12 protein-coding genes are annotated in these 12,417 nt (G+C 73.1%); 4 read left to right on the top strand and 8 right to left on the bottom strand.

The genetic code is table 11. The features are described from left to right. Positions 1 to 74: 74 nt before the first annotated feature. From ABT345_RS10840 to ABT345_RS10825, 4 genes are all read right to left on the bottom strand, one after another. Positions 75 to 1,166, bottom strand: a complete 1,092-nt coding sequence (locus tag ABT345_RS10840; protein ID WP_345086412.1) for a YlbL family protein — start codon at positions 1,164 to 1,166, stop codon at positions 75 to 77. A gap of 120 nt (positions 1,167 to 1,286) precedes the next feature. Next, positions 1,287 to 1,460, bottom strand: a complete 174-nt coding sequence (locus tag ABT345_RS10835; RefSeq protein ID WP_185993890.1) for a hypothetical protein — start codon at positions 1,458 to 1,460, stop codon at positions 1,287 to 1,289. A 180-nt stretch (positions 1,461 to 1,640) separates the two neighbouring features. Beyond that, a complete protein-coding gene (locus ABT345_RS10830) occupies positions 1,641 to 2,120 on the bottom strand; it encodes a molybdenum cofactor biosynthesis protein MoaE (RefSeq protein WP_345086415.1) in 480 nt (159 codons plus the stop codon). 120 nt (positions 2,121 to 2,240) lie between these two features. Further along, on the bottom strand, positions 2,241 to 3,392 hold the full coding sequence (locus ABT345_RS10825) for an SDR family oxidoreductase (RefSeq protein WP_345086417.1): 1,152 nt from the start codon (positions 3,390 to 3,392) through the stop codon (positions 2,241 to 2,243). A 191-nt stretch (positions 3,393 to 3,583) separates the two neighbouring features. On the opposite strand from ABT345_RS10825, the gene ABT345_RS10820 reads away from it, so the two are divergent. Both ABT345_RS10820 and ABT345_RS10815 read left to right on the top strand, forming a co-directional pair. Continuing rightward, entirely contained in the window at positions 3,584 to 5,053 is a 1,470-nt protein-coding gene (locus tag ABT345_RS10820; protein ID WP_345086419.1) for a zinc-dependent metalloprotease, read from the top strand. Further along, positions 5,050 to 5,580, top strand: coding sequence for an NUDIX hydrolase (locus tag ABT345_RS10815; RefSeq protein ID WP_345086421.1), 531 nt, complete (start codon positions 5,050 to 5,052; stop codon positions 5,578 to 5,580). Before ABT345_RS10820 ends, ABT345_RS10815 begins: the two co-directional genes overlap by 4 nt. Positions 5,581 to 5,637: 57 nt before the next feature. Here the strand turns inward: ABT345_RS10815 and ABT345_RS10810 are convergent, their stop codons facing one another. The 4 genes from ABT345_RS10810 to ABT345_RS10795 all read right to left on the bottom strand — a co-directional run bounded on the left by ABT345_RS10810 (position 5,638) and on the right by ABT345_RS10795 (position 9,539). After that, on the bottom strand, positions 5,638 to 6,396 hold the full coding sequence (locus ABT345_RS10810; protein ID WP_345086423.1) for an AIM24 family protein: 759 nt from the start codon (positions 6,394 to 6,396) through the stop codon (positions 5,638 to 5,640). A 16-nt stretch (positions 6,397 to 6,412) separates the two neighbouring features. Then, on the bottom strand, positions 6,413 to 7,096 hold the full coding sequence (locus tag ABT345_RS10805; protein WP_345086425.1) for an AIM24 family protein: 684 nt from the start codon (positions 7,094 to 7,096) through the stop codon (positions 6,413 to 6,415). 14 nt (positions 7,097 to 7,110) lie between these two features. Then, on the bottom strand, positions 7,111 to 8,865 hold the full coding sequence (locus ABT345_RS10800) for a TerD family protein (RefSeq protein WP_345086427.1): 1,755 nt from the start codon (positions 8,863 to 8,865) through the stop codon (positions 7,111 to 7,113). Positions 8,866 to 8,972: 107 nt separating this feature from the next. Further along, positions 8,973 to 9,539 carry a M48 metallopeptidase family protein gene (locus tag ABT345_RS10795; RefSeq protein WP_345086684.1) on the bottom strand — a complete coding sequence of 189 codons (567 nt, stop codon included), beginning with the start codon at positions 9,537 to 9,539 and terminating at the stop codon, positions 8,973 to 8,975. 257 nt (positions 9,540 to 9,796) lie between these two features. Between ABT345_RS10795 and ABT345_RS10790 the strand changes: the two genes are divergently transcribed. Both ABT345_RS10790 and ABT345_RS10785 read left to right on the top strand, forming a co-directional pair. Further along, positions 9,797 to 10,942 (top strand): ThiF family adenylyltransferase, encoded by a 1,146-nt coding sequence (locus ABT345_RS10790; RefSeq protein ID WP_386459271.1) that lies wholly within the window; start codon positions 9,797 to 9,799, stop codon positions 10,940 to 10,942. Positions 10,943 to 10,976: 34 nt separating this feature from the next. After that, the gene (locus ABT345_RS10785; protein ID WP_345086431.1) at positions 10,977 to 12,386 is read left to right on the top strand and encodes an ABC1 kinase family protein; all 1,410 of its coding nucleotides are present in this window, start codon (positions 10,977 to 10,979) and stop codon (positions 12,384 to 12,386) included. The last annotated feature ends 31 nt before the right edge of the window (positions 12,387 to 12,417 follow it).

Below are 12,417 nucleotides of genomic sequence, written 5' to 3'. Positions count from 1 at the left end.
CGTACGGGGCGGCTTCCCGTACGCCGGACGCGGCCCCGGGGCGCGCCCAGCTCCCGTGCGGTGCGCGACGCGCCCTAGTGGGATATGGAGCAGCTGGGCAGGCCCTCGGTGTGCCCGCTGCTGATCTTCTTCAGCGCCTGGACGGCGTCGCCTATGGTGTCGACCTTCACGAGGGTGAGCCCCTCGGGGGTGTCCTTCGCCGCGGAGGCGCAGTTGTCCTTCGGCGTGAGGAAGTACTGGGCGCCCTTGGCCCGGGCGCCGACCGTCTTCATCGAGATGCCGCCGATCGGGCCGACCTTGCCCTGGTCGTCGATGGTGCCGGTGCCGGCGATGAACTTGCCGCCGGTCAGGCTCTGCGGGCTGAGCTTGTCGACGATGCCGAGGGCGAACATCAGCCCGGCGCTGGGGCCGCCGACGTCGGCGAGCTTGACGTCGATGCTGAACGGGAAGATGTGGTCGACGCCCGCCTGGATTCCGACCAGGGCGCGGCCGCCGTCGGCCTTCACCGTGGGCACCGTGATGTCCTTGCGGCCGCTCTCGGGCCGCTGCCCCTTCTTCTCGGCCGCCGCCGCGCTCTTGGCGGGGATGACGGTGAAGACGACCTTCTCGCCCGGCTCGTGACGGGTGACGAGCTTGGTGACGTCGTCCTTCGCCTTCACCGGCGTACCGTCCACCGCCTTGATCACATCGCCGGCGTGCAGCAGTCCGTCGGCCGGCTTGCCCTTGAGCACGGAGGCGACGACGGTCTGCGTGGCGACGGGGATGTGCAGCTGCTTCAACGCCGCGACCTTGGCGCTCTCCTGGGACTGGGAGAACTCCTCGGCGTTCTCCTGGTCGGCCTGCTCGGCGGTCTGCCCCTCGGGGTAGAGCGTCTTGTGCGGGACGACGGCGCTGTCGGGGTCGAGCCAGCCGTAGACCGCCTCCAGGAGGTTCATGGAGTAGTCGGGGCCGGTGACGCGGACGGTGGTCATGTTGAGGTGACCGTTGGTCGGGTACGTCTTGCGGCCGGAGATCCGCAGCACCGGCTGCCCCTCGTGGTCGCCGAGGGTGTTGACGGTGGGGCCCGGCGACATCTCGGAGTACGGCACGGGAATGAGCACCCCGGCGCAGAGCAGCGCGATCAGCATCAGTGTCGAGGCGAGCAGCGTCGCGGTGCGGCGTGGCATGGAACGACAGTACGGGACGGGTATGACAACCGGCTCGCGGGGCCGTCCGTACGAGGCGAGCGGCCGGTCCGGCGTCCGCCCGCCGCCCGGTGTGTTCCGGTGCGGCGGGCGGACGCCGGGTCAGACCAGATCGGATCCGGAGTGCTCGCGCTCCATCGCGGCCCGGAAGCGTTCGTATCCGGCGAGCTCCGCGATGTCGCCGCCGCTTCTGCGGTTGCGTTGTGCCCAGGTGCTCCACAGCATGGCGGCGAGCGCGGCGAGGACCGGAATCAACAGCCAGAGGAGCGCACCCATAGTGGCCTCCAGAAAGTGTCCCACCGCTATCGACGAATAAGCAGATTAACCATCTGCCACGTCAACGCTCACGCCCGGGGGCAGGTTACGCAACCGGAACCCACCCACCCGGTTGGCTCCGTGCGCGGGGGCCGACCGGGCGGCGCGGTGGGGCCGGGCGCGTGAGCGGACGGCGCGTCGTCAGGCGCCGACCCATTCCTCCGTGCCGTCGGAGAAGGTCTGGTGCTTCCAGATCGGGACCGTCGCCTTGAGGTCGTCGATCAGCCGGCGGCAGGCGGCGAACGCCTCGGCGCGGTGCGGGCAGGAGACCGCGACGACGACGGCGAGGTCGCCGACGGCGAGATCGCCGACGCGGTGGACGGCGGCCAGTGCGCGCACCGGGAAATCGGCGGCGACCTTCTCGGCGACCTGCCGCAGCTCCGCCTCGGCCGTCGGGTGCGCGGAGTAGCCCAGCCCCTCGACGTCGGTGCCGCCGTCGTGCGAGCGGACCGTGCCGACGAACAGCGCGGTGCCGCCCGCCGCGGCGTCGCCGACGGCCGCGAACACCTCGTCGACGGAGAGCGGCGTCTCGCGGATCGCCAGCAGCCGGACGGGATCGGCCGCGGCCCGCTCTCCGGGGTGGTCACGGCCTGGGGTCGGGGTGACGTGCGTGCCAGACATGCCGCCATCGTGCCGCACCGCACCCCGGAAGGGGAATGCCCGTTTCCCCCGGGCGCGGGGCGCGCCGCCCGGCGGATCGTCCGGGCGCGGCCCCGTGCCCGCCGCGCCCGGTGATCCTCGTCAGATGCGGCGGCGGGCCTTGCGGGCGCGGCGGACCAGGGCGGCGGTGCCCAGGAGGGCGACGGTCGCACCGGCGGCGCCGGCGGCGGTGGCGTCCTTGCGGCCGAGGCGGCGTCCGGCGACGGTGTGCCGCCCGGCGACCTCCTCCAGCAGTTCGGCGAGGACCTCCTCGTTGCTCCACCGGGGCCGCCAGCCCGCCTCGTGCAGCCGGCTGCCGCTGACCACCCAGGGGTGCATGGTGTACGCGAGGTCCCCGGCGGGCGAGGGCGTCAGGCCGATGCGGTGCAGCCGGGCCGCGGCGCCCAGGGCCACCGAGGACGGCAGCTCCATGCGCCGGATGCCGGACAGTTCCTCGACCTCTTCCTGATCCAGCCAGCCGTCGCAGCCGACCGCCAGCTCGCCCTCGACCTTCTCCAGAGCCGCGTACTCCAGGGCGCTGACCAGGTCCTCGACGTGGCAGAACTGCCAGGCGGGGCGGGAGCCGGCGACGACCAGGAGGCGCGGCGACTCGAAGTAGCGGGTCAGCGCGGTGTCGGTGCCGCCCACCAGGACGGCGGGCCGTACGACGGTGCAGTTCAGGCCGGGGTGGGCGCGGGGCGCCCGCTGGGCGAGGCGTTCGATCTCCAGGAGGTCGCCGACCCCGGTGGCGTCGGCGGTGGCCCGCAGCTCGGCGTCCTCGGCGAGCGGGATGTCGTTGTCGGGCAGCGCGCCGTAGACCATCGCGGAGGTGCAGAGCACGACCCGGTGCACCCCGGCGGCGGCCGCGGCGGTGAGGACGGTCTGGGTGCCGCGGACGTTGTAGGCGGTGCGGGCGGCGGCGTCGGACTCCAGGTCGAGGTCGAGCGCGAGGTGGACGACGACGTCGGCGCCCTGCAGCTTCTCGGCGATCGCCGGGTCCCGGATGTCCAGGACGTGCCAGTGGGCCTCGGGGACGTCGCCGCGCCGCTCGTCGATGGCGATGACCCGCTTGACCTCGTCGGATGCGGCCAGGGCGCGGGTCAGCAGCGCGCCGACGCCGGTGGCGGCTCCGGTGACGGCGATCACAGGACGGCGGCCGGGCCGCGGGGCCGGTTCTTCGGTACCGCGTCCGGTCTGCGGGGTCGGGGCGTCAGCGTTTCGCGCTGCGCGAACGGTCGGATCTGGGGAACTCACCGGGCGTCTCCAGCGGTTGTCTTCAGTACGTATGCGTACCGCCGCGTACGTACAGGTGGCGTCCATCCTGCCGCAGGCGTCCCGACAGCGGAGCACCGAGCCCCGATGCTCTGAGGGTGTCTACGCTGGAGGGTGATGTCGGGCAGCCGCCGTCGGCCGAGGGCCGGCGGCCCTACGAGCCGAGGAAACCCGTGAGTGACACCCCATTTGGATTCGGCCTTCCGCCGGAGGAGCCGGAGGACGGCGACAACGGCAAGAAGAAGGGCGGCCAGGGAGGTAGCCAGGGCCCCGCGGACCCGTTCGGGTTCGGCAGCGGGAGCGGTGGCGCGGACAACCCGTTCGCGGCGCTCTTCGGCGGCATGGGCGGCCCGGAGGGCCAGATGAGCCCCGGCGACCTCGGCGCCGCCTTCCAGAAGCTGGGCCAGATGCTCTCGTACGAGGGCGGGCCGGTGAACTGGGAGATGGCCAAGGACATCGCGCGCCAGACGGTGGCGCAGGGCACCGAGGCGGGCGGCAAGGACGCGTCCGTCGCGCCCGGTGAGCGCACCGCGGTCCAGGAGGCGGTCCGCCTGGCCGACCTGTGGCTGGACGGCGTGACGTCGCTGCCGTCGGGCGCCGGGACGGTCGTGGCGTGGAGCCGGGCGGAGTGGGTCGAGGAGACCCTGCCGGTCTGGAAGGACCTGGTGAATCCGCTGGCGGAGCGCGTCGGGTCGGCGATGGGCGATGTGCTGCCCGGTGAGATGCAGGCCATGGCCGGTCCGCTGCTGGGCATGATGCGCTCCATGGGCGGCGCGATGTTCGGCACCCAGATCGGGCAGGCGCTGGGCGTCCTGGCGGGCGAGGTCGTCGGCTCGACGGACGTGGGGCTGCCGCTGGGCCCGGCCGGCAAGGCGGCGCTGCTGCCCGGGAACATCGCGACGTTCGGCTCCGGTCTCGGCGTGCCCGAGGAGGAGGTGCGGCTCTACCTGGCGCTGCGGGAGGCCGCCCACCAGCGGCTGTTCGCGCATGTGCCGTGGCTGCGCTCGCATCTGTTCGGGGCCGTGGAGGGCTACGCCCGCGGCATCAAGGTCGACACCTCGAAGCTGGAGGACGTCGTCGGCCAGATCGACCCGCAGCACCCCGAGGAGCTGCAGAACGCCCTGCAGTCCGGCATGTTCCAGCCGGAGGACACCCCGGAGCAGAAGGCCGCGCTGGCGCGGCTGGAGACGGCGTTGGCGCTGGTCGAGGGCTGGGTGGACGCGGTCGTGCACGCCGCCGCGTCGCCGCATCTGCCGTCGGCGGACGCGCTGCGGGAGACGCTGCGGCGGCGCCGGGCGACCGGTGGCCCGGCGGAGCAGACGTTCTCCACGCTGATCGGGCTGCAGCTGCGGCCGCGGCGGCTGCGGGACGCCTCGCGGCTGTGGGCGTCGCTGACGGACGCGCGGGGCCTGGAGGGCCGCGACGCCCTGTGGGCGCACCCGGACATGCTGCCGACCGCCGCCGATCTCGACGACCCGGACGGCTTCGTCCACCACGAGCAGATGGACTTCTCCGAGCTGGACAAGATGCTGGGTGACGCGGCGAGCGGCGGCAAGGACCCGCAGAAGCCGCAGGCGGACGGCGGCTCCGGTGCGGACGGCGAGAGCGGCGGGAGCGGCTCCAGGGGTGACGGCGACCGGTGAGCCTGCACGACGAGGCGGCGCGGGCGCTCAAGGAGTGGCCCGCGCCGTCGTCCGCCCAGGAAGAGCTGCGGCTGGCGTATCTGGAGCATCTGTCCGCACACCCCGACGGCATGTGGAAGCCCTGCGCGGCGGGCCATCTGACGGCGAGCGCGCTGGTGATCGACCCGGCGGGCGGGCGGGTGCTGCTGACGTTGCACCGGAAGCTGAAGATGTGGCTGCAGATGGGCGGCCACTGCGAGCCCGGGGACGCCACGCTGGCGGACGCGGCGCTGCGCGAGGCGCGTGAGGAGTCCGGCATCGCGCGGGGGCTGGAGCTGCTGCCCGGCGGCCCGGTGCGGCTGGATCGCCATCACACGCCGTGTGCCTGGCATCTGGATGTGCAGTTCGCGGCGGTGGCGCCCGAGGGTGCGGTGGAGCGGATCAGCGACGAGTCGCTGGATCTGCGGTGGTTCCGGTACGACGAGGTCGACGCCGTGGCCGACGATTCGGTGGTGCGGCTGGTCGAGGGCGCGCGGGCGCTGCTTTAGACGCCGGTCGCAGGGCCGGGCCCGGGTGGTTTCGCCTCCGGGCCCGGCCCTGTGCCGTCAGTTGGTGAAGATGTTGCCCTGGTTGTAGCCGCGGGCGCCCTGCTGGCCCATGCCGAACTGTGCGGCGAGGCCGGAGCCGATGACGGCGTTCTGCGGCGGGAGCAGCTCGCTGGGCTGGACCAGGGCGTATCCCTGGCCGAGGAAGCTCAGCTCCCAGCCCTCGCCGGTGTTGCCGCGGCGCCGCCAGACGCCGGAGGAGTGCGTCTGGGCCTGCATCTGGACCCGCAGCGACGCGGACCAGGCGACGACCGCGTCGGCGTCGGCGTTGACGTAGGTCTCGGGGGTGACCGGCAGCATCAGCGGCTGGCCCGAGGTCATCAGGACGACCTTGCCCTGACCTGCGATGTTGAGCTGGTACTTGCCGGTGCCGGAGATGCCGTACCGGCTGTCGACGGAGACGGCGTCCCAGTGGAGCCCGGAGTCGAGCGCCAGGACGTAGCTGCTGTCGACGGTCAGGCCCTGGTGGTCCACGTCGAGGATGTGGACGTACTGGGCGAGGTTGGCGAGGTAGACGGTGCCCTGGCCGGAGATGCGCATCAGGTCCAGGCCCTCGCCGGTGACGGCGCGGGCGTAGTGCTGGCCCTGGGTCTGGTAGTCCCCCTCGAATTCGAGGAGTCCCTGGTAGGCGACCATGGCGCCCTTGCGGGCGAGGAGGTCCTCGTGTCCTTCGAGGGCGACGCGCAGCAGCTGGGAGTTCTGCAGGGCGTAGCGGTCGTGGGTCTGTGCCTCGGTGTGGGCGAAAAGCGGGCTCTGCATGTTCCTCGGTCCCCCTTCAGCCCCGGGCCCGGAGCCGGTCGGTGCTGTCCTCGCTGGGCTGGACGACGACGAAGCCCTGGCCGGAGAAGCCGAGCTGGTACGCCTCGCCGCTGCCGCGTCCGATCATCGAGGACGCCTTGAAGCTGCGCTTGCCCTTCATCTTCAGGTTGGCCGACCAGGCCACGAGGGCGTCGGGGTCGACGTACGTCTCGTCCTCACCGCGCCCGCAGTCGACGACGATGGGGGTGCCGCGGGAGGTGAGGGCGACCCAGCCGGTGCCGGATATACCGACGTTGAACAGTCCCTGACCTGCGAATTTGGCCATGCCCTTGACGCGTTGGACGCCCCACTGGAGCTGGGCGTCGAGGGCGAGGAGGTTGGTGCCGCTGACGGACAGCGACTCACCGTTGAGGTGGATGCAGACGACGTCGGCGCCGTAGTCGGCGAGGTAGAGGATGCCGTCGCCGCTGCACTTCATCAGCGGGGCGCCCTCGCCGGTGATCCACTGGGAGGCCATCTGGCGGACGGCGGGCGGGTTGGGCTCGTACTGGATGAAGCCTTCGTAGGCGACCATCGATCCGGTGCGGGCGAAGACGTCGTGTCCGCTCTGCATGGCGATCTTGACCATGGCGCTGCCGTGGTTCTCCATGCGGGCGGCGGGCGGGGTCGGGGCGTAGCCCGACAGCTGCTGCTGGGTCATGGTGACGGGCTCCCTCAGACCTCGTAGGGCTGGACGACGATGAAGTTGCCGGGCGCGCCGCGGAATTGGAGGTTCACGGACTCGCCGGAGTGGCCGGGGTAGGCGTGGCGGCGCATGCTCACCTGGCTGGAGACGATCACCTGCGCGGCGGCGGACCAGGCCACGACGGCGTTGGCGTCGGCGAAGGTGGTGGGGGTGACGGGCAGGACGACGGGCGTGCCGTGGGTCTTGATGACGACGGTGCCGGTGCCCTGGAACTGCAGGGTGAACAGGGCGCCCCCGGGTATGCCGTGGCCTTCGACCCGGCGGACCTCGTGCTGGAGCGACTCGTCGAAGGCGAGGACGCTGTCGGCGGAGACGCACAGGGCGTCACCCTGCAGCTCGACGGGGTGGATGTGGGTGCTGTCCTCGGCGAAGAAGACCTGGCCCTGGCCGGTGCAGCGCATCAGCTGCATCTCCTGGCCGGTGGCGTTGCCGACGAGCCGGCCGCGGAGACCCGCGCCCTTGTAGTTGAAGTCGACCTTGCCCTGGTAGAGCACCATGCTGCCCTGGCGGGCGAGGACCGGCTGGCCGTCGACGCCGAGGTCGACGCGGACCAGCTTGCTGTTCTGGAGCGTCCAGCGCTGCCCGGTGGGGGCTTCCTTGTACTTCTCCAGGACGACGCCGAGTCCGGGCCCGCCGTCCTGGGGCACGACCGGTGCCTGACCGGGGTGGGGCGCACCGGGGGCCTGCCCGTACGGGCCCGGGGCCTGCGGCGGGAACTGTCCGGGCGGCGCTCCCTGGGGCGCGCCGTGGCCGCCGGGTGCGGCGCCGTGGGGGGCTTGCCCCGGGGTGCCGTAGGGGGCCTGGCCGGGCGCCGGCTGTCCGTACGGGGCCGGGTGCTGTCCACCGGGCATGCCGGGGGCCGCGGGCGGCGGTACGGGTGCGGCGGGCGGCGTCATCGGGGCGCCGGGCGGGGCGAGGGGCGCGGCCATGGTGGGCGCGCTGTGCATCTGAGGCGCGGCGGGCTGTTGGGGTGCGGCCGGTTGCGGGGCGGCGGGCGGGGTGCCCTGGGGCGCTCCGAAGCCGGGGTCCGCCTGCTGCGGGGGCACGGGCTGCTGTGCGGGCGCCGGGGTCTGCGGAGCGGCGGGCGCGGTGGGGGCCGTGGGGGCCGCGAAGGCCGGGGCCGGGCCTGCGGGCGGGGCGAAGGCGGGGGCGGCCTGCGCGGGCTCGGCCGCGGCGGGCTCGGGCGCCGCCTCCTCTTCGAGGACCTCGCCGCCGAAGTTCTTGAGCAGCGCCTCCAGACCGCCGTCGAAGCCCTGGCCGACGGCGGCGAACCGCCAGACGTCCTTGAGGTAGAAGTCGCCGAGCATGACGGCGCGTTCGGTGCTGAACTCGGAGCCGTTGAAGGAGTAGCGGGCGACCTCTTCGCCGCCTGCGACGATGCGGAGGTAGCCGGGGCCGATCTGGGAGACCTGGCCGGCGCCGTCGAGGGCGGCGGTGAAGGACAGCTTCCGGATGTGCGACGGGATGCGGTCGAGCGTGACCCGGAACGACTGGGTGTCACCGGCCTGTTCGCCGAGCTGCTGGATGGCCTGCTCGGGCGAGGCGGGTTGGTTGAAGAAGATGAAGTACCGGTCGTCGGAGAGCCGTTCGTCGGCGTCCAGGCCGAAACAGCTGATGTCGAAGGTGAGCCCCGGCCCGCCGATCTGCACGCCGACGTACAGGTCGGTCCCTGCCGTCAGGTCACCGATCCTGGCCTTGTGGCCCCGCTGGAATTCCCTGGCCATAGGTAACGCCTGTCCCCCCGCTCCGGCTGTGAGTTGGTACTGCGGTCAGGCTATCCGCTGCCACCGACAGCGCGGGATGCCGGGGCGTGACCGGTGCCGGTCCGAGGTCACCCGGCCGGTTCGGCGGGGTGCGGCAGCCTGTCTGCGGCGGCGACGCCTTCGAGGTAGCCCCGGGCCCGTTCGGTGCGCGGGTAGGCGTCGAGCAGCTTCCAGAACCGCGGGCCGTGCCCGGGCACGAGGAGATGGGCGAGTTCGTGCAGCAGTACGTAGTCGACGACGTATTCGGGCATGCCCTGGAGTCGGTGGGAGAGGCGGATGGTGCCCTCGGCCGGGGTGCACGAGCCCCAGCGGCTGTTCTGGTTGGTGACCCAGCGCACCGACGCGGGCCGGGCCTCACCGCCCAGGAACCGGGCGGAGAGTTCGGCGGCCCGCTCGGTCAGCTCGGCGTCGCCGGGACGCCGCCTGCCGTCCTTCGCGGCGAGCCGCTCCAGCATCACGGCGACCCAGCGTTCCTCCTCCGCCCGGGACATCCGGTCCGGTATGAGGACGACGGTGCGGTCGCCTTCCCGGCGGGCGGAGACGGTGCTGCGCCGACGCGCGCTGCGCCGCACCTCTACGGGGCCGGGCGGGGTGCCGGGGGTGGAGCCACGGGGGTCGGGGGTGGCGGGTCGCAGGGGGTGCTCCTTCTCCGCGGTGGACGGGTGGGCAGGTGCCGGTGTGCCGCGCCCGAGGCTACTCGCGGCCACTGACATCCGGTCCCGGCCGGGGAAGGTCCACCACAGACGGATCGGTTGTCCACAGCCCGCCGCATTCGTACGACCGCTCGCTGCGGGCCTGTGGACAACTCGGGGGGTGCGCCGGCCGCCGGCGCATGCTGGGTCCACACATCGCGGGAGGACCGCGGACGGACCGGGGAACGGGGGCGGATGCGATGCGTCCGATGATCAAGCCGGCGCTGCGGCGCGGCTGGCGGGACAACGCAACGGTGCAGTACGGCGTGGCGCCGGCGCACGCGGTGGTGGTGGGGCCTCTCGACATCGCGACGGGCTACTTCCTCGACATGATCGACGGCACCCGCACGATGGAGGAGTTGATCGCGCAGGCCCATGCGCTGGATCTGCCGCCCGCCCGCGCGCGGGGTGTGGTGGAGCGGCTGGGCGCCGCGGGCCTGCTGGAGGTGGCGTCCGGCGGCGGTCCCGGGGCCGACGCGGTCCGGGCGGACGGTGCGGCCTGTGCCCGGCTGCGGCCGGATCTGGGGTCGCTGTCGGTGCGTCATCCGGAGGCCACCGGCGCGTGGGGACGCATAGGGGCGCGGCGGGCGGTCCGCGCGCGGGTGCGGGGCGCGGGTCGGGTGGGTGCGGCCGTCGCCGCGCTGCTGTCCGCGTCGGGCATCGGCCGGGTGGAGGTACTGGACGGCGGGAAGATCGAGCCGTGGGACGTGCTGCCCGGCGGGTATCGCGCGGATCAGATCGGTGAGCGGCGGGACGCGGCCGCGCGGCGGCTGGTGCGGGAGACGTCGCCGTGGGGGCGCGTGCCGCGGCCGGTGGTCCCGGTGAGCGAGTCGGGCGAGCCGGGTCTGTCCCTGGTGGTCCTCACCCCGCGGGACGGTCTGGGCGCGTACACCCCCGATCCGCTGCTGTCCGAGCCGCTGTTGACGGCCGGCATCCCTCATCTGTACGCGGGAGTGGTCGAGGGCACGGGCGTGGTGGGGCCGCTGGTGGTGCCGGGTCTCTCCGCGTGCGCGGGCTGCGATGAGCTGCGGCGTACGGAGGCGGATCCGGCGTGGCCGAAGCTGCTGGCCCAGTGGCGGTCGGGCCGGCGCTCGGCCGCGGTCCCGGCGTGTGACGCGTCGCTGGCGACCATGGTCGCGGGGCAGGCGGCGGCGCAGGCGTTGATCTTCCTCGACGGGACGTTGCCGCCGTGCACGGGCGCCCGGTGGGAGTTCGCACTGCCGGGTGCGGGCATGCGCACCTCAGCGATCGCGCCGCATCCGGAGTGCGGGTGCGGCGCCGCGCGGTCGACGGCGTCCGACGAGCCCTCGGATCCACGGCGGCGGCACGCCACAATGACGGAGTAACCCCGCTTGGGGACAGTGTGAGTTGGAGGGGCGCATGTCTGATCTTCCCCGCAAGGCGGTCACCCGCACCGCCAAGCTGGCCGCGCTGCCCCTGGGGTTCGCCGGTCGCGCCACCTGGGGTCTGGGCAAGCGGATCGGCGGCCGGTCTGCCGAGATCGTCGGCCGCGAGCTGCAGCAACGCACCGCCGAACAGCTCTTCAAGGTGTTGGGAGAGTTGAAGGGCGGGGCGATGAAATTCGGGCAGGCGCTGTCCGTCTTCGAATCGGCGCTGCCGGAGGAGGTGGCCGGCCCCTACCGCGCGGCGCTGACCAAACTTCAGGAGGCGGCACCGCCGATGCCGACCGGCACCGTGCACACCGTCCTCGCCGAACGGCTGGGCGAGGAGTGGCGGGAGCTGTTCCAGGAGTTCGAGGACAAGCCGTCGGCCGCCGCATCGATCGGTCAGGTGCACCGGGCCGTGTGGCACGACGGCCGTCCCGTAGCGGTGAAGGTGCAGTATCCGGGCGCCGGTGCGGCGCTGCTGTCGGACCTCGCCCAACTGAGCCGCTTCGCCCGTCTGCTGGGCCCGCTGATCCCCGGCATGGACGTCAAACCGCTGATCGCCGAGTTGCGGGACCGGGTGGCGGAGGAGTTGGACTACGCGCTGGAGGCGGAGGCCCAGCAGGCACACGCCGCGGAGTTCGACGGCGACGAGGACGTCCGGGTCCCCGCCGTGGTGCACCAGAGCGATCAGGTCCTGGTCACCGAGTGGCTGGAGGGCATACCGCTGGCGGAGGTCATCGCCGACGGCACCCCGGAGCAGCGGGACCGTGCGGGGCAGTTGCTGGCACGGTTCCTGTTCTCCGGCCCGGCGCGTACGGGGCTGCTGCACGCCGATCCGCATCCGGGCAACTTCCGGCTGCTGGCCGACGACGGGCCGGTGAGCGGGTGGCGGCTCGGTGTTCTGGACTTCGGGACGGTGGACCGGCTGCCCGAGGGCCTGCCGCCGACGATCGGCACCGCGCTGCGGATGACGCTGGAGGGCCACGCCGAGGTCGTCCACCAGCAGCTGTGCGACGAGGGGTTCGTGAAGGACTCCATCGAGCTGGACCCGGAGGAGGTGCTGGAGTATCTGCTGCCGATCATCGAGCCGGCGCAGGTGGAGGAGTTCACCTTCACCCGGGAATGGATGCGGCGTCAGGCCACCCGCATCGGCGACCCCCGCTCCCCCGCCCACCAGCTGGGCAAGCAGCTCAACCTTCCCCCGTCCTACCTGCTGATACACCGGGTGACGCTGAGCACGATCGGGGTGCTGTGCCAGCTGGGGGCACAGGTCAGGCTGCGCGACGAACTCACCGACTGGCTACCGGGCTTCGTCGCCCCGGACGAGCCCGCCGACGAGCCGGGCGAGGAGGAGACGACGGAGCCTGACGGCCGGGTGACGGCGGAGGAGCCCATCGGCTGACACCGGGGCGCCGGGGCCACCGCCGTGCAGC

It is taken from the genome of Streptomyces sp. NPDC000404 (genome assembly GCF_040300365.1).
GTDB classification, from domain to species: domain Bacteria; phylum Actinomycetota; class Actinomycetes; order Streptomycetales; family Streptomycetaceae; genus Streptomyces; species Streptomyces ramulosus.
This window is presented reverse-complemented; position numbering and strand designations above follow the sequence as displayed.

Coding starts and splice junctions, on each gene's coding strand:
- ABT345_RS10840 (WP_345086412.1), bottom strand. CDS start 1,166: ATGCCACGCCGCACCGCGACGCTGCTCGCCTCGACACTGATGCTGATC.
- ABT345_RS10835 (WP_185993890.1), bottom strand. CDS start 1,460: ATGGGTGCGCTCCTCTGGCTGTTGATTCCGGTCCTCGCCGCGCTCGCC.
- ABT345_RS10830 (WP_345086415.1), bottom strand. CDS start 2,120: ATGTCTGGCACGCACGTCACCCCGACCCCAGGCCGTGACCACCCCGGA.
- ABT345_RS10810 (WP_345086423.1), bottom strand. CDS start 6,396: ATGCAGAGCCCGCTTTTCGCCCACACCGAGGCACAGACCCACGACCGC.
- ABT345_RS10805 (WP_345086425.1), bottom strand. CDS start 7,096: ATGACCCAGCAGCAGCTGTCGGGCTACGCCCCGACCCCGCCCGCCGCC.
- ABT345_RS10800 (WP_345086427.1), bottom strand. CDS start 8,865: ATGGCCAGGGAATTCCAGCGGGGCCACAAGGCCAGGATCGGTGACCTG.
- ABT345_RS10790 (WP_386459271.1), top strand. CDS start 9,797: ATGCGTCCGATGATCAAGCCGGCGCTGCGGCGCGGCTGGCGGGACAAC.
- ABT345_RS10785 (WP_345086431.1), top strand. CDS start 10,977: ATGTCTGATCTTCCCCGCAAGGCGGTCACCCGCACCGCCAAGCTGGCC.